Source organism: Salinibacterium sp. CAN_S4, assembly GCF_015752305.1.
Classification (GTDB): domain Bacteria; phylum Actinomycetota; class Actinomycetes; order Actinomycetales; family Microbacteriaceae; genus Rhodoglobus.
Genome location: NZ_JADOVB010000002.1, coordinates 329331 through 346665 on the forward strand (window position 1 = coordinate 329331; position 17335 = coordinate 346665).

Below are 17335 nucleotides of genomic sequence, written 5' to 3' on the forward strand. Positions count from 1 at the left end.
GGCCACACGGGGGTCTAAGCCGACTCTGCGCCTTCAGCCCGGTGCAACCCGGTCTCAGTGACTGCAGCGGGGCTGATGCCGTACACGGCGTCGAGACCCGCCCTGAACTCCTCGGCGCGACCGTCGAGCGCGAACTTCCGGGCGCGCGCCGATGGGCCATGCAACAGCACACCGGCCAGGTGGCGAAGGGCCGATTCGGTCTCGTCCCCGGCACCGCGGGCTCTCGACCTGGCGATCTCTGCCTCGAGCAGTTCGAAGACATGGGTTCGCAGCGCGACGACTGATGCTTCGATGTCGCGCTCAGCGGTGAACTCAGCAGCGGCAGAGCGCACGATCGCCGTCGCGTCGTCATGGGCCGAGAGCGCATCGAGGGGAGCATGCAGTCGCACCGTCTCGAGGTCGAGCAGCTCGACACCCGGGATGGTCGCGACCTCAGGCTCGATATTGCGGGGAAGTCCGAGGTCGATGACGAGTCGACGCGAGGTGCCGGGGAAGAAGTCGGGGCCGAGAACAGTGTTCGCCGTACAGGCGATCACGACATCCACCTCGAAGTCCGCGCTGTTGGAAATGCGGTGTTTGGCGGCGAAAGCCGGACCGCGACCCGTGCGACTGAACACCCGGATGTCGTCCGCGCCTTTATCCCGCAGCGCCGCCACCGTCGTCGCGGCGTACTGGCCCGTGCCGACGATCAGCACTGATATCGAAGACCAGTCAGCGATGCGACTGGACGCCAACTCGAGAGCGAGCCTGACCAGTGATCGATCCCTGCCCCCGATCGAGGTGAGATTCTTCACCCCCCGGCTCGTGCGGGTGGCGCGCTGGAAGAGCTGCTCGAGCTCGCGTGTCGTGGTGTTGCCGGAGCGGGCACGGTCGAGCGCCCGCCCGACCTGCCCGGCGATCTCGTCTTCCCCGACCACGACGGACTCGAGCCCTGAGGTGACGGAAAAGAGGTGTGAGGCGACATCCGCGTCTTCGTGCACCGTGATCGAGGCGCGAAGGGCGTCTGCCGTGAGGCCGCTTGCTTCGCTCAGCGCCGCGAGGGTGGATGCGACGGCAGCACCGGCGGGCGAACCCTGCGGTGCATCGATGTCGAGGTAGGCCTCGAAGCGGTTGCAGGTGGCCAGCACCACTGCTCCGGTGACGACGTCGTTCGAGCTCAACAGTGCATCCGTGGCGCCGGGAGCGGCCAGGGACAGGCTTTCGAGTAGCTCAAAGCTCGCGTTGCGATGGTTCGAGCTAAGGCACAGGAGCACGACCTAATGTTAACCCCGTGCCCCTGTCAAGCGATCATCCACTCCTCGACGGCCGAACCGGCCAGTCAGCGCTCATTCGGGCGTACCGCGGCGAACGACCGGATGTGACCCCGGTCTGGTTCATGAGGCAGGCGGGTCGATCTCTGCCGGAATACCGGGAAATCCGCGTCGGAAACGCCATGCTCGACGCGTGTCTCACGCCGGAACTCGCGAGCGAGATCACGCTCCAGCCCGTGCGCCGACACAGAGTCGACGCCGCGATCTTCTTCAGCGACATCGTGATTCCCGTGAAACTCGCAGGTATTGACGTCGAAATCGTGCCCGGTCGCGGGCCCGTGATCGCGTCTCCGATCCGCAGCGCTTCCGATGTGGCCGCGCTCAGGCCCATCGATCCTGCCGCCCTCGACCCGATCCGCGAAGCCGTCGCGATGACCGTTGCGCAGCTCGGCAGCACTCCGCTGATCGGTTTCGCGGGCGCCCCGTTCACGCTCGCCTCCTACCTCGTCGAGGGCGGGCCGTCGAAAGACCAGCAGCGCGCCCGCACCATGATGTACGCCGACCCCCAGAGCTGGGCGACCCTGCTCAACTGGTGTGCCGACGTGTCGGGCGAATTCCTCAAGGCCCAGATCGAGGCCGGCGCATCAGCAGCGCAGCTCTTCGACTCCTGGGTCGGTTCGCTCAGTGAGCAGCAGTACGTGCGCCGGGTGGCTCCCCACTCGAAGCGCGCGCTGTCCCACCTGCGCGGCTTCGACGTGCCGAAGGTGCACTTCGGCGTCGGCAGCGGCGAGGTGCTCAAAGCGATGCACGATATCGGCGCCGATGTCATGGGGGTGGATTGGCGCATCCCGCTCGATGAAGCCTCGCGTCGACTCGGCGGCGACGTGCCGCTGCAGGGAAACATCGACCCTGCACTGCTGGGCGCACCGTGGCACATCCTCGAAGCCCATGTGCGGGACGTTATGGATCGCGGCCTGTCGGCCCCGTCGCACGTCGTCAACCTCGGGCACGGCGTGCCCCCGGACACCGATCCCGACGTGCTCAGTCGCATCGTCGGTCTCGTGCACGGTGACTGACGTCACCGTCGTCGGCGGCGGGGTCGCCGGCATGGTGGTGGCACGTCGGCTGGCGATGGGCGGCCGCTCGGTGACGCTGGTCGAGGCATCCGATCACCTGGGGGGAACCGTCAGCAGGCACATGGTCGGCGGTATCGACCTCGACGCCGGTGCCGAGAGTTTCGCGACGCGAGGCGGCACGGTCGCCGCGCTCGCGGCAGAGATCGGGCTCGGTGACGAAGTGGTCAGCCCATCGACCGCAGGGGCCTGGCTCCAGCCTGTGTCGGGGCCCGCCGTCGCGATGCCGGCCACCAACCTGCTCGGCATCCCCGGAACGCCCCTCGCCGCGGATGTTATTGCGGTGATCGGTCAGCGGGCGGCCATCCGCGCGGAGCTCGACGCGATCATCCCGTCGCTCTGGGCCCGAAAATCGCTCACTCTCGGGGCTCTGGTCCGGCGCAGGATGGGTGCAGGCGTGCTCGAGAAGCTCGTCGCGCCGATCGTGCACGGGGTGCACTCACTTCACCCCGACGACATCCAGCTCGATCGCGCCGCGCCCGGGCTCCGCGCCGCCCTGGCGCGCGAAGGCTCCCTCGCCGCTGCCGTGAGGTTCATGCGTGACTCGGCTCCCGCAGGTTCCAGCGTCGCCGGAATCCGCGGCGGGATGCACCGCCTCACGACCGAGCTCGCCGCCGACCTCGAGACCTACGGCGTCGACGTGCAGCTCGGGCGCACCGCCGAGCCCGGCTCGATCGGTGGGACCGTCGTCAGGGCAGCCCCCGCCGACCCCACCGCCGGCCGTCGGATCGTGCTCGCCACCCTCGTCGTGGACGCGCCGCAGCTCGATGCAGCCCCGAGGGGCACCGGGCTGCTCGTCGCCCAGGGCGCTGCCGGGATCACCGCGCGCGCACTGACGCATTCCACCGCGAAGTGGGAGTGGCTGCGGGAGCGAGCCGCCGGTCGGCACGTGCTGCGGTTGTCCTATGACGAAGAACCCGGGAAGTTGCAGGCCACAGCGCTGCAGGATGCCTCCGCGCTGCTGGGCGTGCGCCTCGACGACTCGAGCGTGGTCGACTTCGCTCGTGTCGAATGGCTTCGGCCGGCGGCATCCGGGGCAGCAGCAGGAGTCATCCAGGTCGGCGAGAGTGTTGCGGGGTCCGGACTCGCCGGGGTCATCCGCCAGGCCGAGGCCGTGGCGCAGGAGCTGCTCGCCGGGTAATCGCTCCCACTCGGCCTCGGCCGCTGTTCGTAACTCCTGCAGATCGCCTGTGCCGGTCGGATAGAAGCGCGGAATTCCGGGCATCGTCAACCTTCGTCGACCCGATCTGCAGGAGTTATGAACATGGGGGGCGTGCGCCGCAGATTCACAGCGCCCTGTGAGCGTCAGGATTCGCTAACCGGCTGGGCAAAAGGGAGGATAGAGGTATGACTGAGAGCGTTATCCCGCCTGTCGCAGAATCCGATCCGGAACCCCTCGGCTACACGCTCTGGGCTGTGCTCCGCCGTGATCCGGCGAGAGAGACCGGAGCCGTCGATCTCGCCCCTGCCGTAGCGGCCGTCGAGCGGGCCGGAGTGACGGTGCGTGGTTTCTACGACGTGTCATCGATGCGTGCCGACGCCGACCTGATGATCTGGCTGCACGGCGCAGAGCCCGAGAAGCTGCAGTGGGCACTGCGCGAACTGCGCAGGGCCCTGCCGACCCTGCTGCCTACCTGGAACGCGATGGGCGTGCACCGGGATGCAGAGTTCTCCTCGAATCACCTCCCCGCCTTCATGCGCGGCAAGGAGCCGGAGACCTGGCTGACGGTCTACCCCTTCGTACGCAGTTACGAGTGGTACCTGCTGCCCGAGGACGAACGCAAAGCCATGCTCGGCGACCACGGCCGCAAGGGCAGCGAGTATCGCCAGGTGCTCGCGAACACCGTTGCCAGTTTCGCCCTCGGAGACTACGAGTGGATTCTCGCACTCGAAGCTCCTGAACTCGTCGACCTCGTCGACCTCATGCGTCGCCTGCGCCAGACCGATGCGCGCATGCACGTTCGCGAAGAGGTCCCGTTCTACACGGGCCGGCGCATCACCCTGTCAGAAGTTGCGGAGATCCTGTCATGACGATTACCAACGGCCAGCCCGTTTCAGACAAACAGCCGGACGCCACCGCGCCACTCGTGCGCAACGCGACCCCGGCGGCCCAGAGCGGTCCAGAGCACGTCGAGGAGGCTGTTGCGTACGACGCCATCCTGCTCGCCAGCTTCGGCGGACCCGAGGGGCAGGATGACGTCATCCCGTTCCTCAGGAACGTGACCCGCGGTCGTGGCATCCCCGAGGAGAGGCTCGAGGAGGTCGCACACCACTACCGCGCGTTCGGTGGGGTGAGCCCGATCAACGACCAGAACCGCGAACTGAAGGCCGCGCTCGAGGCCGAGCTCGCCAGCCGCGGCATCGACCTTCCCGTGCTGTGGGGCAACCGCAACTGGGATCCGTACCTGCGCGACGCGCTGACCGAGGCGAACGAGCGCGGATTCACGAAACTCATCGCTATCGGCACGAGCGCATACAGCTCCTACTCCAGCTGCCGCCAGTATCGCGAGGACTACGCGATGGCGCTCGAGCAGACCGGCCTCGGCGATGTGCTGCAGATCGACAAGATCCGCCAGTTTTTCGATCACCCCGGCTTCGTTCAGCCTTTCATCGACGGCGTTCGGCAGGGGCTGGCGGATGTCGCGGCGCAGGGCATCGCACCCGAGAAGACGCACATCCTCTTCTCCACCCACTCCATCCCCTCCAGTGACGCGGACCGCTCCGGCCCGCCCGAGCGCGGATTCGGACCGGATGGCGCATACGCCGCGCAGCACCTGGCCGTAGCCGAGGTCGTCATCGCGGCACAGGATCACGCCGTCACCTGGGACCTCGTGTACCAGTCCCGCTCAGGCCCGCCTACCCAGCCGTGGCTCGAGCCCGACGTGAACGACAGGATCGCGGAGCTCGGCGCCCAGGGCATCACGGGCGTCGTGATCGTGCCGCTCGGCTTCATCTCCGACCACATGGAGGTCAAGTGGGACCTCGACACCGAGGCCATGGAGAGCGCGGAGGAGAACGGCATCTTCGCGGTGCGCGTTCCCACGCCAGGCGTGCATGCCGCATTCGTGACCGGGCTCGTCGATCTCGTGCTGGAGCGCCGCGATGGCATCCCGACCGCCGACCGCCCCGCGCTCACCGAACTCGGGCCCTGGTACGACGTGTGCCGCACAGGATGCTGTGAGAACGTGCGCCTGGGCTTCAAGCCGGCGCTCGCCGGTCTGGCTCCCTAGTGACGGCTATCCTTCGGGTCGGCACCAGGGGCAGCGCGCTCGCGATGGCCCAGTCCGGTTCGATGGCCAGCGCGATCACGGCGAAGACCGGTGTCGAGTGCGAGCTCGTGCCGATCCGCACCGAGGGCGACACCTCGAGCGAGTCGCTCGCGAGTCTCGGCGGCACCGGCGTCTTCGCCAGCGCGCTGCGTGACGCGCTGCGCGACGGCCGCTGCGATGTCGTCGTGCACTCGCTCAAAGATCTCCCGACCGCACCGGAGCCCGGGCTCGTGATCGCCGCCGTTCCCAAGCGGGTGGATGCCCGTGACGCCCTCTGCGCGCGCGACGAGCTGACCCTCGACACCCTCCCCGAGGGTGCGCGGGTGGGAACGGGTTCACCCCGCCGGGTGGCCCAGTTGCGCGCCCGCAGGCCGGACCTCGAGGTCATCGATATCCGCGGCAACGTCGACACCCGCCTGCGCAAGGTCGCCGACGGTGAGCTCGATGCCGTGGTGCTCGCCGCGGCAGGGCTCCAGCGACTGGGCCGGCTCGACGCGATCACCGAGTACCTCGGCATCGACGGTTGGCCGACGGCGCCGGGCCAGGGTGCGCTCGCCCTCGAGGTGCGGGCCGGTGACGAGAAGCTCGTGAGGTCGCTCGAGCACGCGACATCCAGGATCATCGTCGACGCCGAGCGACAGGTGTTGTCGATTCTCGAGGCGGGCTGCTCGGCTCCGCTCGGTGCGCACGGTGTCGTCGACGACGGCATGCTGTTCCTCTCGGCCCGGGTCTACTCGGCCGATGGCTCGGAGCGGCTCACGAGTTCGCACGCGCTGTACGTCTCGGACTCGAAGGACCCTGCCGGGGATCTCGCGGCCAGGGTGGCGAAGGAACTGTTCGACCAGGGCGCCGCGGCCCTGATGGGCGCCCGGTAATGGCTGACTCCCTGAGCATCCGTCCCCGACGCCTGAGGGCGACTCCGGCGATGCGTCGGCTGGTCGCCGAGACCAGGGTGCATCCGTCACAACTGATCCTGCCGATGTTCGTGCGCGAGGGGCTGACCGAGCCGATTCCGATCTCGTCGATGCCGGGTGTCATGCAGCATTCGCTCGACTCGATGCGTCGCGCGCTCGCCGAGGCGGCCGGGCTGGGCGTCGGGGGAGTGATGCTCTTCGGAGTTCCAGAGCATAAGGACGCGACGGGTAGCGGAGCGACAGACCCCGACGGCATCCTGAACGTCGCGACCCGTGCGGCTGTTGCGGAGGCCGGGGACGCGATCGTCGTGCAGACCGATCTCTGTCTCGACGAGTTCACCGATCACGGCCACTGCGGCGTGCTGGATGCCCGTGGCCGGGTCGACAACGACGCCTCCCTCGAACGCTACAGGGAGATGGGGCTCGCCCAGGCCGAGGCCGGATCGCAGCTTCTGGGCCTGAGCGGGATGATGGACGGCCAGGTCGCAGCGGTGCGGGATGCCCTTGATTCCGCTGATTTCACCGAAACCCCCATACTCGGTTACGCGGCGAAGTACGCATCTGCCTTCTACGGACCGTTCCGGGAGGCCGTGCAATCCACCCTGCAGGGCGACCGCCGCTCGTACCAGCTCGACGCCGGCAACCGTCGCGAGGGAGCTCGCGAGATCCGGCTCGACGTCGACGAGGGTGCAGACGTCGTCATGGTCAAGCCGGCCATGAGCTACCTCGACGTTCTGGCGGATGCCGCGGCGATCAGCCCCGTGCCGGTCTGGGCCTACCAGGTCTCCGGCGAGTACGCGATGATCGAGGCCGCTGCGGCCAACGGATGGATAGACCGTGAACGAGCCGTCTCCGAATCGGTGACGAGCATCGTGCGCGCCGGAGCCGACGCCGTGCTCACCTACTACGCGAGCGAACTCGCGCGAAACTTGTAAACAGTCCGGAGGGACACCAATGACTACCAACGAAGAAGCTTTCGCCCGAGCCCAGGCCGTGTTGCCGGGCGGCGTGAACTCCCCGGTTCGCGCATACGGTTCAGTCGGTGGAGCGCCGCGTTCGATGGTCTCGGCACGCGGAGCGTACGTGACTGACATCGAGGGTCGCGAATACGTGGATCTCATCACCTCGTGGGGCCCCGCGATCCTTGGCCACGCGCATCCTGCGGTGATCGAGGCCGTGCAGGCTGCGGCGGCCCGCGGGTTGAGCTTCGGGGCATCTACCTCCGGCGAAGCCGAGCTCGCCGAGCTCGTCATCGACAGGGTCGGGTCGCTCGTGGAGCGACTGCGACTCGTGTCGACGGGCACCGAAGCGACGATGACGGCGATCCGACTCGCGCGCGGCGCGACGGGTCGTGACCTGCTCGTGAAGTTCGCCGGCCATTACCACGGCCACTCGGACGGACTGCTCGCCGAGGCGGGTTCGGGGCTCGCGACGCTGTCGATCCCCGGCTCTGCGGGAGTCCCTGCCGCTATCGCCGCACAGACGATCGTGATCCCGTACAACGACATCGCCGCCGTCGAGGCACTGTTCGCGGAGCGTGGCAGCGAGATCGCGGCCGTCATCACCGAAGCCGCGGCGGCGAACATGGGTGTCGTCGCGCCCGGGCCCGGCTTCAACCAGGAGCTCACGCGCATCGCCCACGAGCATGGCGCGCTCGTCATCATCGACGAGGTGCTGACCGGATTCCGGGTCGGCCCCGGCGGCTGGTGGGGGCTCGACACGAGCTACCAGCCCGACCTCGTCACCTACGGAAAGGTGATCGGCGGCGGTCTGCCGCTGGCCGCCCTCGGCGGTCGCGCCGATGTCATGAACCTGCTCGCTCCGCTCGGCCCGGTTTATCAGGCCGGCACGCTCAGCGGCAATCCGGTCGCCGTCGCCGCGGGTCTCGCCACGCTCAGGGCTGCGGATGCCGCGGTCTACAGCCATGTCGACGCCACGGCATCCACCATCTCGACGGCCCTGTCGGCTGCCCTCTCCGCGGAGGGGGTGGCCCACAGCATCCAGCACGCCGGAAACCTGTTCTCGGTGGCGTTCCGCGACGGCGCTCCCGTGAACTACGCCGATGTGAAGGCGCAGGACTCGTTCCGCTTCCCGCCGTTCTTCCACGCCATGCTGGCCGCCGGCGTTTCGCTGCCGCCGAGCGTGTTCGAGGCATGGTTCGTCTCGGCCGCGCACGACGACGCGGCGGTATCGCGCATCCTCGACGCACTGCCGGCTGCGGCACGAGCAGCAGCAGCCGCCACCTCCTAGAAGGGGCGCATGCCGTGACGGGCATGCGAACCTTAGCGCCGGAACAGCGGAGAAGGAACCCCACCACCTCGCACAGGCGCGCTCGGGGTTGCGGGGCTATGTTTGGAATAGGCGCTTTTATCGAGTGCTGCAGGTTTCGTACCGCCAACAGGAATGGAGAGTACGCATGAAAGGCAAGATTTTGCTCCTCGCAGGAGTAGGCATCGGATATGTGCTGGGAGCCCGCGCCGGTCGCGAGAGCTACAACAGGATCGTGAAGGCCGCAGACAAGTTCTGGAGCAGCCCACGCGTGCAGAAGCAGGTCGACTCCGCTGAGGACTTCGTCAAGGACAAGGCTCCGGATGTCGCGGACTTCCTCGCCGACGGCGCAAAGCGCGTCGTGCGCCAGGTCTCCGGCAATAAGACGACCACGAAGTCGACCCGCTCGTCGACCTCATCGAAGTAGGAGCGCTATGACTGGCGAACGCGGCGAGACTTCCAGGCGCTCGCTCTTCACCCTCATCGGGTCGATTCCCACGCTGATCACCGATCTCGTGCGGAACGAAATCGAATCCCTGAAGGACGAGATCGCCGGCAAGCTCAAGAGCGCTGGCATCGGGATCGGCCTGCTCGCGGGTGCCGTGTTCTTTGCGCTCTTCGCCATCATGGTGCTGATCGCCACCGCGATTCTGGGGCTGGCGACCGTCCTGCCCGCATGGCTGTCAGCACTCATCGTCGGCGTGGCCATCCTGCTTATCGCCGCGATCCTGGCGGTCGTGGGCATCCGTTCCCTCAAGAATGGCGTCCCACCCGCACCGACCCACACCATCGAGAGCATCAAGAAGGATGTCCGCACCATCAAGGGCACCGAAAGGACGATCCATGAGTGACGTTGACGGACGCATTGCAGCATCACGGGCAGAACTCGAGGCAACCCTCGATGCCATCGAAGACAAGCTGAACGTGCCCAAGCGCGTGGGCGAACTGACGGAGAAAGCCAAGTCGTCGTATGAGTCCAACCCGATGCCATGGATCATCGGTGGACTGTCGGCTGCTGCCGTCGCGATCGGTGTCGTGGCCTGGGCGATCCTGAGCAACGACGACTGATCCGTCTGCCGCGGTGACGAACCGCCGGCGTGAGTGACCCCGATTAGCAGTTGCCTCCGAGGTCGTGGAAGATAGTGCCATGACAGCCAAGCCGCTCGGCGGTTGGCGTGTGCTCGTTCCCCGAGGCGGAAAATGGGGCGATGGAGTCGCGGCGACACTGAGGACCCTCGGTGCGATCCCGGTCGTTGCCCCCATGATCAATTTTGCGAGCGCCGACGATGGACCGGCCCTCGCCAACGCCATGCACGAACTGTCTGACGGCCAGTTCGACTGGATCGTCATCACGAGTGCAACGACGGTCGACGTGCTTGTCGGCCAGGGAGCGAAAATCCCGGCAAGCACGAGAATTGCGGCGGTAGGGGAGACCACGGCGGCGGCGCTCGCGCTCGCGGGCTACCACGCAGACTTCGTTCCGGCCGTCGATAATTCGGCCCGCGGTCTCGTCAAGGAGTGGCCGAAGGCTGCGGTCAGCGGTCGTGTACTCGTGCCCCAGTCTGACATCGCCGAGCCCAACCTCGTGAGCGGCCTCGGCGCTCTCGGCCTCGATGTGAAGTTCGTCGCGGCGTACCGCACGGTCGGGGTCCCGGTGTCTGACGCGGTGCGTGCCGACGTGGCATCCGGTCGCATAAGGGCGCTGCTGGTCAGTTCAGGATCGGTCGCCCGCCAGATCGCCAGCCAGCTGACACCGCTGCCCGACGGCACCGTGGTCGCCTGCATCGGCCCGCGCACGGCCTTCGATGCGCGCGCGGCGGGGCTCGTCGTCGACGTGATCGCCGACTACCGGTCGGCAGAGTCGCTCATCGCGGCACTCGCCGAATACGCGGACCCCGACAGCATCGACTGACGCGGCCCGACTGACGCGGCGCGACCTCCCGCGCTCCCTGCGAGGCGTCAGCCGGCCACGATCGACAGCACCAGGAAGACGATGCCAACGACCGGCGCGAGCCCCTGGATGATCGCCGCCCTGGCGAGCTTCGGTGACGATGCGATGAGCACAGTCGCCGCGAGCACCATGCTCCCCGCCGCGAAGATCGACAGCGCGAGGCCGGCCTGGAACAGGGTGGTCGATCCGAGCAGCACGAGCCCGAGCCCGGCGCCGATGGCCAGGAACACGTTGTAGAAGCCCTGGTTAAACGCCATGGGCTTCACGATCTCGGCGTGTTCCTGGGTCGCGAGCCCGAACCGCTTCCACACCACGGGCCTGGCCCACAGCACGCTCTCCATGACGAAGATCAGCAGATGGATGAGCGCGGCGACGAAGATGAAGATCGAACCGACGATGGCGAGAGCGTCCATGGGGTCAGTGTCCCACGAAAGCACTGCGGGAGCGCATCAGCCGAAGAGGATCGCGGCCTCGTCGTAGCGCGACTGCGGCACCGTGTTGAGCTTGCCCAGGGCATCCTCGAAGGCGACGTGCGTGATGGTCGTGCCGCTGAGCGAGACCATGCGACCCCATCGGCCGTGGATGACGGAGTCGACGGCGGCCATGCCGTAGCGCGTGGCCAGCACCCGGTCGTACGCGGTCGGCGTTCCGCCGCGCTGGATGTGTCCGAGAGTGGTGGAGCGGGTCTCGATGCCGAGCCTCGCCTCGATCTCCTGCGAGAGGATGTCACCGATGCCGCCGAGTCGCGGACGCCCGAACGCATCGAGACCGCGCTCGGAGTGTGCGTCATCCATAGTGTCGAGCTTGAAGCCTTCTGCGACGACGACGAGGGGAGCGCGCTTGCGATCCATGACGGACTTCACCCATACGCAGATCTGCTCGATGCTCGTCTTCTGCTCGGGGATGAGGATCGCGTGGGCGCCAGCGGCCATGCCGGAGTGCAGGGCGATCCAGCCGACGTGACGGCCCATGACCTCGGCGACCATGCAGCGACCGTGGGAGTCGCCGGTGGTGCGGAGCCGGTCCATCGCGTCGGTGGCGATCTGGGTGGCCGTGTCGAAACCGAAGGTGTAGTCCGTGGCCGACAGGTCGTTGTCGACGGTCTTCGGCACTCCCACGATCCTGATGCCGGCATCCGTCAACCGCTTGGCAGCGGCGAGTGTGCCCTCCCCGCCGATGGCGATGAGCGAATCGATGCCGAGGCGCTCCATGTTCTCCTGCACCCGGGCCGCACCCCCGTCGCCCTCGAAGGGATTGGTGCGGGAGGTGCCGAGGATCGTGCCGCCCTGCTTGCCGATGCCCTGGATGTCTTTGCGCTCCAGCGGAATCACATCACCGTCGACGACTCCACGCCAGCCGTCGCGGAAGCCCACGAACTCACGTCCGTAGATTTGCGTGCCCTTGAGCACGGCGCCGCGGATGACAGCGTTCAGGCCGGGGCAGTCGCCCCCACTGGTGAGGATTCCGATCTTCATGGTGTCAATCATGGCGTATCCGCGAGGCTATGCCGCGACGGGCAGCGCTATCCATCGTGCTCAGGGCTTTCCCAGCGATATAGTCGGGCCGTTGAACTAATTGTTCAGGAATTCTCACCACCAGGAGCCAATCATGACCGATCCCATCATCCCCCCGGCCCAGCCGACCCCTCCCACGTACGCGGCCGCCGGCACCCCGGCGACCGTCCCTGGCAAGACCCTCGGTATCGTGGCCATCCCGGTCGCGATCTTCTTCTCCGTCATCGGCATCATCCTGGGCTTCGTTGCCAAAAGCCAGTCGAAGAAGGCCGGCGCGAAGAACACCCCGGCGACGATCGCCATCATCGTCGGTTTTGTCACGCTGCTTTTGACGATCATCGCCATCGTGGGACTCATCGCCCTGGGGGCAGCCGCGCTGTCGGCACAGTGCGACGGCCTCGACTCCGGCGTCTACACGACCGACACCGGGGTGACGGTCACCTGCCCGTAGTCGCAGGCTGCAGCCTTTCACACGTAACGCCCCGGGCAGCCGGGGCGTTACGTCGTTAACGCGGCGTGCGAGACGCAGTAGACCGGTGACTGGCCGCACGAATCGCAGACGACGAGCTGCTCGCGGCACGCGAGATCGCTGCAGTTCTGCATCCTGCTGGTCGCCGTGCCGCAGACCGTACACCGGCCGATCACGACCGCGTCCGGGCTGAAATCCACGGCCATCCGGTTGTCGAAGACATAGAGCGAGCCATCCCACAGGCCCTCATCCCTGAACGTGGCCCCATAGGAGGCGATGCCGCCCTCGAGTTGGTAGACCTCGCGGAATCCACGATTGATCATCAGCGACGACAACACTTCGCATCGGATGCCGCCCGTGCAGTAGGTCACGATCGGCTCGTCCTTGAGGTGGTCGTACCTGCCGCTCTCCAGTTCGGCGATGAACTCGCGGGTGTTGGCGACGTCGGGCACTACCGCGTCCCTGAAGCGACCGATCCTCGACTCGAACTCGTTGCGACCATCGAAGAAAGTGACGCTCTTCTCCGCGACGAGTTCGTGCAATTGCTCTGGCGTGAGCCTCGCACCGCCTCCGACAACCCCGCTGCCGTCGACTTTCAGCTCGCCTGGCGCCCCGAAGCTCACCAGCTCGTCGCGCACGCGCACGCTCAACCTGGGGAAGTCGTTGCCGGCACCCTCGCTCCACGTGAAGTCGATGTCGTGGAACGGCGCGTACTCGCGCGTCTTGCGGATGTACTTCTTGACGGCCTTCAGCTCGCCGCCCACTGTGCCGTTGATCCCATCCTTCGACAGGATGATGCGGCCGCCGAGTCCCAGCGATTCGCAGAGGTCCCGCTGCCACAACCGCACGGCCTCGGGGTCGGCGAGCGGCGTGAAGATGTAGAACAGCAGGATTTTCGGGACGGCCACCATTCAAGGGTACGTGGCGAGTATCGGTGGGCCGACGTAAAGTCGACCCGTGACCAGTGCTGTCGATAGTGCCGCGGATGCCCCGTTCACGACCACGTATGCACCGGCGCAGCCCGTGGACCTGTCACAAACCCTCCGCCCCCTGATCCGCGGGCGTTTCGACCCGACCCTGCGGGTGGAGCCGACGGGTCACTGGCGCACGCTGCGTACGCCGCTCGGCGCCGCGACCATGCACCTGCAGCGGCAGCAGCACGGCATCAGGGTCATGGCGTGGGGGCCGGGCGCGGAGTGGGCGATCGACGGCGTGCCCGAGCTGCTCGGCGACGGCGACGACTGGAGTGGGCTGGATGTCTCTGACGTTCCGTTTCTCGCCGACTCCCGGCGGCGCAATCCGGGGCTGCGCCTGCTGCGCACCCGCCAGGTCTTCGAGATGCTGCTCGCCGCCATTCTCGAGCAGAAGGTCACGGGAAAAGAGGCCCGGCACGCGTGGCGGGTGTTGATCACGAAGTACGGCGAACCGGCTCCGGGACCGGCGCCCGAGGGGATGGCGGTCTTCCCCGCCGCCGAGACCTGGCGTCGGGTGCCGTCGTGGGAATGGCACCGCGCGGCGGTCGGGCCTGAGCGGTCGGCCACGATCATGCGGGCGGCTGTGGTCGCGGCATCCCTGGAGCGCACCCTCGATCACGGTCGCGACGGCGCGACCGTGGCCACGAAACTGCGCAGCATCCCGGGGATCGGGGTCTGGACGGCGGCGGAGACCACCCAGCGCGCCCACGGTGACGCGGATTCGCCGAGCTTCGGCGACTACCACCTTCCCGCTGTCGTCGGCTGGGCCCTCATCGGCAAGCCCGTCGACGACGATGGCATGCTCGAGTTGCTCGAGCCCTGGGCCGGCCACCGCCAGCGGGTGATGCGCCTGATCGAGGCGAGCGGATTCGCCAAACCCCGATTCGGAGCCCGGATGACCGTGCAGGATCATCGGGCGCACTGACCGGCGGCCCCGCGTTCCGCGGTCGGCTAGCGTGATGGCGTGAACATGATCTTCAGGACGCTCATCCACATGCTCCGCAGTCGCAGGCGATCCCCGCTCGGCCTGCACGACGTGGGCAGCATCACGTTGCGCGTGCTCCCCACCGACCTCGACGTGCTCGGGCACATGAACAATGGCGTGTATTTCTCGATCATGGATCTCGGGCGGATGGACCTGATGATCCGTTCCGGCCTGTGGCCGACGATGCGGGCGAAGGGTTTCTATCCCGTAATGGCCAACGAGACCGCTACCTTCCGCAAGTCACTGCAGCCCTGGCAGACCTTCCAGCTCGAGTCGAAGATCGTCGGCTACGACGCGAAGGCCGTCTACATGGAGCAGCGCTTCGTGGTCGGCGGTGAGATCTTCATGAGTGCCATGACGAGAGCACGGTTCCTGAAGAAGAGCGGTGGCACCGTCAGCATGCAGGAGCTCGCCGACCTCGTCGGTGTCGACGTGTCGGCGATGCCGCCACCGGAGTGGACTGCGCACTGGAGCGAGAACATCTCCCTGCCACCCACCCGCGGCCCGGCGCCGAGCGAGTGGAGCTGACCCGGTCGAGATAGCGGGCGCAGGGTCAGGATGCCTCGAGCACGGCCATGGCGGCATTGTGGCCGCCGATCGCACTTACGCCTCCACCACGCTGGGCGCCGGCCCCGCACAGCAGGATCCGCGGATGAGCCGTCGCGACACCCCACCGCTGCGCAGGGGTGCGCAGCTCGGCGTCATCCTCGGCGAACGGCCACGCGAGCGGGCCGTGGAAGATGTTGCCTCCGGGCAGGTTCAGCGCGTGCTGCAGGTCGAGGGTGGTCTTCGTCTCGATGGTCGGGTTGCCCGCGACATCCTGAAGCAGGAGGTCTTCGATCGGTTCGGCGAGCACCGAATTGAGCGAATTGATCGCTGCGCGTTGCAGGGACTGCCGCATCGCATCGTTGGTGGACTCGGTGAGCAGGCGATCCGGGGTATGCAGCCCGAAGATCGTGAGGGTCTGGGCTCCCGAGGCCTGTAGCTCGGGCGACAGTATGCTCGGGTCGGTCAGGGAGTGGCAGTAGATCTCGCTCGGTAGCGGGTTCGGCACGGAACCTGCGCTCGCCGCGTCGAACGCGCTGTCGAGCTGCGACCACGACTCGTTGATGTGGAACGTTCCACCAAAGGCCGCGGCAGGGTCGACCCGGGAATCGCGCAGCCGGGGGAGTCGGGACACGAGGAGGTTCACCTTGACCTGGGCACCCTCGGGGCGGGCATCCTGGGTCTCGCCGAGCAATTTCTGCAGTTCGAACGGTGCCACGTTGGCGAGCACCCACGTGGCATCGAGCGTGGCTTCGGTGTCGTCGTGGAGGTAGGTGACCTCCCCGCCGGGCGTGATCGAGGTGACCGTCGCGTCTGTGATGATCTCGGCCCCGGCGTTCAGCGCGGCCCTGGCCAGCTCGCCGGTGACCGCGCCCATGCCTCCGACCGGAACATCCCAGTCCCCGGTGCCTCCGCCGATGACGTGGTAGGCGAAGCAGCGGTTGGCAGCCATCGACTCGTCGACGTTGGGGGCGAACGTGCCGATCAGGGCGTCGGTGAGCACGACCCCGCGCACGACATCATCAGAGAACGTGTCGGCGATGGTGGAGCCGATCGGCGCATCGACGAGACTCGACCAGAGGGCAGCGTCCCCCACGGCCGCGCGGGCTTCCGTGCGCGTGAGCAGCGGCTGGATGACCGTCGGGAAGAGTGCTCGCGCGAACGCTGACGTGCCGGAGTAGAAGGAGTTCCAGGCCGCAGAGTCGGCGCCGAGCGCTGCGGCCGTGGCCGCGGCATCCACGGTGTCGATGAGCAGTCCGTCGGTGCCGCCCGGAGTCGGGGTGTACGACGAGTAGCGGCGGCGCGCGAGGGTGATCGAGAGTCCGAGGTCCCGGATGATGCGCTCGGGCAGCAGCGATACGAGGTACGAGTATCGCGACAGGCGGGCATCCACTCCCTCGAAGGCCGTTGCCGACACCGCGGCTCCACCGATGTGCGGCAGCCGCTCGAGCAGGGTGACCTTCTTGCCGGCGAGAGCAAGGTAGGCCGCGCCGGCGAGACCGTTGTGGCCGCCGCCGACGATGACGACATCGCGGTGATCACTCATGCTGCTGCTCCTCACAGATCGCGGGGTTGATGGCATCAAGAATTTTTCCGGAGATGACGCGGAGCATAGCTTTCTCGTTGTCATCGAGCGCGTCGAAGAAGTATTCGCGCACCGCCGCGTTGCGGTCGCCCGCGGCGGAGAGAGCTGCGCGGTTGCCGTCTGCCGTCAGGATGACCCACACGCCCCTCGCGTCATCACCGCACTCTTCACGCCTGACTAGCCCCCGCTGCTCCATGCGCGTGATCTGGTGGGACACCCGGCTCTTCTCCCAGCCGATGATGTCCCCGATGGACCCGGCACGCAGGCGACGGGTCGGTTCCTCGAACAGCGCGTCGAGGATCTCGAAGTCCGCCGTCGAGATGCCGGCGTCGGCGTGGAGTCGCCTCTCGAGAGTGAGCTCGAGCTGGCGGCGCATGACGAAGAAGCTCCGCCACAGTTCCCGCTCCTCGGCGGAGTTGATGCTCTGCATGGCACCATCATGCCCGGCTGGCTGCCAGCCCGCACTGGGAGAATGGG

20 protein-coding genes are annotated in these 17335 nt (G+C 67.3%); 14 read left to right on the plus strand and 6 right to left on the minus strand.

Annotation, left to right across the window (positions count from 1 at the left end):
- Positions 1 to 14: 14 nt before the first annotated feature.
- Positions 15 to 1253: a glutamyl-tRNA reductase gene (locus tag IWX81_RS07950; RefSeq protein ID WP_199280775.1), complete on the minus strand. Its 1239-nt coding sequence runs from the start codon at positions 1251 to 1253 to the stop codon at positions 15 to 17.
- A gap of 17 nt (positions 1254 to 1270) precedes the next feature.
- Here IWX81_RS07950 and hemE point away from each other — a divergent pair, with 17 nt between their 5' ends.
- The 11 genes from hemE to IWX81_RS08005 all read left to right on the plus strand — a co-directional run bounded on the left by hemE (position 1271) and on the right by IWX81_RS08005 (position 10746).
- Positions 1271 to 2326 carry a uroporphyrinogen decarboxylase gene (gene hemE / locus IWX81_RS07955; protein WP_199280776.1) on the plus strand — a complete coding sequence of 352 codons (1056 nt, stop codon included), beginning with the start codon at positions 1271 to 1273 and terminating at the stop codon, positions 2324 to 2326.
- A complete protein-coding gene (locus IWX81_RS07960; protein ID WP_199280777.1) occupies positions 2319 to 3524 on the plus strand; it encodes a protoporphyrinogen/coproporphyrinogen oxidase in 1206 nt (401 codons plus the stop codon). Before hemE ends, IWX81_RS07960 begins: the two co-directional genes overlap by 8 nt.
- Before the next feature lie 206 nt (positions 3525 to 3730).
- Positions 3731 to 4414, plus strand: a complete 684-nt coding sequence (gene hemQ, locus IWX81_RS07965; RefSeq protein ID WP_199280778.1) for a hydrogen peroxide-dependent heme synthase — start codon at positions 3731 to 3733, stop codon at positions 4412 to 4414.
- On the plus strand, positions 4411 to 5613 hold the full coding sequence (locus IWX81_RS07970) for a ferrochelatase (protein WP_199280779.1): 1203 nt from the start codon (positions 4411 to 4413) through the stop codon (positions 5611 to 5613). Before hemQ ends, IWX81_RS07970 begins: the two co-directional genes overlap by 4 nt.
- Positions 5613 to 6527: a hydroxymethylbilane synthase gene (gene hemC, locus IWX81_RS07975; RefSeq protein WP_334593553.1), complete on the plus strand. Its 915-nt coding sequence runs from the start codon at positions 5613 to 5615 to the stop codon at positions 6525 to 6527. Before IWX81_RS07970 ends, hemC begins: the two co-directional genes overlap by 1 nt.
- Positions 6527 to 7501 carry a porphobilinogen synthase gene (gene hemB, locus IWX81_RS07980; protein WP_199280780.1) on the plus strand — a complete coding sequence of 325 codons (975 nt, stop codon included), beginning with the start codon at positions 6527 to 6529 and terminating at the stop codon, positions 7499 to 7501. Before hemC ends, hemB begins: the two co-directional genes overlap by 1 nt.
- A 19-nt stretch (positions 7502 to 7520) precedes the next feature.
- Positions 7521 to 8816 carry a glutamate-1-semialdehyde 2,1-aminomutase gene (gene hemL, locus IWX81_RS07985; protein ID WP_199280781.1) on the plus strand — a complete coding sequence of 432 codons (1296 nt, stop codon included), beginning with the start codon at positions 7521 to 7523 and terminating at the stop codon, positions 8814 to 8816.
- Positions 8817 to 8982: 166 nt separating this feature from the next.
- Positions 8983 to 9261, plus strand: coding sequence for a hypothetical protein (locus IWX81_RS07990; protein WP_199280782.1), 279 nt, complete (start codon positions 8983 to 8985; stop codon positions 9259 to 9261).
- 7 nt (positions 9262 to 9268) lie between these two features.
- Positions 9269 to 9685: a phage holin family protein gene (locus IWX81_RS07995; protein WP_199280783.1), complete on the plus strand. Its 417-nt coding sequence runs from the start codon at positions 9269 to 9271 to the stop codon at positions 9683 to 9685.
- Positions 9678 to 9902, plus strand: coding sequence for a DUF3618 domain-containing protein (locus IWX81_RS08000; RefSeq protein ID WP_199280784.1), 225 nt, complete (start codon positions 9678 to 9680; stop codon positions 9900 to 9902). Before IWX81_RS07995 ends, IWX81_RS08000 begins: the two co-directional genes overlap by 8 nt.
- A gap of 79 nt (positions 9903 to 9981) precedes the next feature.
- Entirely contained in the window at positions 9982 to 10746 is a 765-nt protein-coding gene (locus tag IWX81_RS08005; RefSeq protein WP_199280785.1) for a uroporphyrinogen-III synthase, read from the plus strand.
- A gap of 47 nt (positions 10747 to 10793) precedes the next feature.
- Here IWX81_RS08005 and IWX81_RS08010 read toward each other — a convergent pair whose 3' ends face one another.
- Entirely contained in the window at positions 10794 to 11198 is a 405-nt protein-coding gene (locus IWX81_RS08010) for a DUF1304 domain-containing protein (protein ID WP_199280786.1), read from the minus strand.
- A 36-nt stretch (positions 11199 to 11234) separates the two neighbouring features.
- Complete coding sequence (locus tag IWX81_RS08015; protein ID WP_199280996.1) at positions 11235 to 12260, minus strand: 6-phosphofructokinase; 1026 nt, start codon at positions 12258 to 12260, stop codon at positions 11235 to 11237.
- Positions 12261 to 12393: 133 nt separating this feature from the next.
- Here IWX81_RS08015 and IWX81_RS08020 point away from each other — a divergent pair, with 133 nt between their 5' ends.
- Positions 12394 to 12750 carry a DUF4190 domain-containing protein gene (locus tag IWX81_RS08020; protein WP_199280787.1) on the plus strand — a complete coding sequence of 119 codons (357 nt, stop codon included), beginning with the start codon at positions 12394 to 12396 and terminating at the stop codon, positions 12748 to 12750.
- A 47-nt stretch (positions 12751 to 12797) separates the two neighbouring features.
- Here IWX81_RS08020 and trhO read toward each other — a convergent pair whose 3' ends face one another.
- Positions 12798 to 13676: an oxygen-dependent tRNA uridine(34) hydroxylase TrhO gene (trhO, locus tag IWX81_RS08025; RefSeq protein ID WP_199280788.1), complete on the minus strand. Its 879-nt coding sequence runs from the start codon at positions 13674 to 13676 to the stop codon at positions 12798 to 12800.
- Between the two features lie 49 nt (positions 13677 to 13725).
- Here trhO and IWX81_RS08030 point away from each other — a divergent pair, with 49 nt between their 5' ends.
- Both IWX81_RS08030 and IWX81_RS08035 read left to right on the plus strand, forming a co-directional pair.
- On the plus strand, positions 13726 to 14667 hold the full coding sequence (locus tag IWX81_RS08030) for a DNA-3-methyladenine glycosylase family protein (RefSeq protein ID WP_199280789.1): 942 nt from the start codon (positions 13726 to 13728) through the stop codon (positions 14665 to 14667).
- Between the two features lie 45 nt (positions 14668 to 14712).
- On the plus strand, positions 14713 to 15255 hold the full coding sequence (locus IWX81_RS08035) for an acyl-CoA thioesterase (RefSeq protein ID WP_334593650.1): 543 nt from the start codon (positions 14713 to 14715) through the stop codon (positions 15253 to 15255).
- A 25-nt stretch (positions 15256 to 15280) separates the two neighbouring features.
- Here IWX81_RS08035 and IWX81_RS08040 read toward each other — a convergent pair whose 3' ends face one another.
- Positions 15281 to 16819, minus strand: coding sequence for a phytoene desaturase family protein (locus tag IWX81_RS08040; RefSeq protein WP_334593558.1), 1539 nt, complete (start codon positions 16817 to 16819; stop codon positions 15281 to 15283).
- Positions 16812 to 17288 carry a MarR family winged helix-turn-helix transcriptional regulator gene (locus IWX81_RS08045; protein WP_199280792.1) on the minus strand — a complete coding sequence of 159 codons (477 nt, stop codon included), beginning with the start codon at positions 17286 to 17288 and terminating at the stop codon, positions 16812 to 16814. Before IWX81_RS08045 ends, IWX81_RS08040 begins: the two co-directional genes overlap by 8 nt.
- Between the last annotated feature and the right edge of the window lie 47 nt (positions 17289 to 17335).

Excerpts from the sequence above, each read along its gene's own strand:
- IWX81_RS08010 (WP_199280786.1), bottom strand. The coding sequence starts at position 11,198 with ATGGACGCTCTCGCCATCGTCGGTTCGATCTTCATCTTCGTCGCCGCG.
- IWX81_RS08035 (WP_334593650.1), top strand. The coding sequence starts at position 14,713 with ATGATCTTCAGGACGCTCATCCACATGCTCCGCAGTCGCAGGCGATCC.
- IWX81_RS08020 (WP_199280787.1), top strand. The coding sequence starts at position 12,394 with ATGACCGATCCCATCATCCCCCCGGCCCAGCCGACCCCTCCCACGTAC.
- IWX81_RS08045 (WP_199280792.1), bottom strand. The coding sequence starts at position 17,288 with ATGCAGAGCATCAACTCCGCCGAGGAGCGGGAACTGTGGCGGAGCTTC.
- IWX81_RS08005 (WP_199280785.1), top strand. The coding sequence starts at position 9,982 with ATGACAGCCAAGCCGCTCGGCGGTTGGCGTGTGCTCGTTCCCCGAGGC.
- hemL (WP_199280781.1), top strand. The coding sequence starts at position 7,521 with ATGACTACCAACGAAGAAGCTTTCGCCCGAGCCCAGGCCGTGTTGCCG.
- IWX81_RS07995 (WP_199280783.1), top strand. The coding sequence starts at position 9,269 with ATGACTGGCGAACGCGGCGAGACTTCCAGGCGCTCGCTCTTCACCCTC.
- IWX81_RS07970 (WP_199280779.1), top strand. The coding sequence starts at position 4,411 with ATGACGATTACCAACGGCCAGCCCGTTTCAGACAAACAGCCGGACGCC.
- hemQ (WP_199280778.1), top strand. The coding sequence starts at position 3,731 with ATGACTGAGAGCGTTATCCCGCCTGTCGCAGAATCCGATCCGGAACCC.
- IWX81_RS08015 (WP_199280996.1), bottom strand. The coding sequence starts at position 12,260 with ATGAAGATCGGAATCCTCACCAGTGGGGGCGACTGCCCCGGCCTGAAC.
- hemB (WP_199280780.1), top strand. The coding sequence starts at position 6,527 with ATGGCTGACTCCCTGAGCATCCGTCCCCGACGCCTGAGGGCGACTCCG.
- IWX81_RS07990 (WP_199280782.1), top strand. The coding sequence starts at position 8,983 with ATGAAAGGCAAGATTTTGCTCCTCGCAGGAGTAGGCATCGGATATGTG.
- IWX81_RS08040 (WP_334593558.1), bottom strand. The coding sequence starts at position 16,819 with ATGAGTGATCACCGCGATGTCGTCATCGTCGGCGGCGGCCACAACGGT.
- IWX81_RS08000 (WP_199280784.1), top strand. The coding sequence starts at position 9,678 with ATGAGTGACGTTGACGGACGCATTGCAGCATCACGGGCAGAACTCGAG.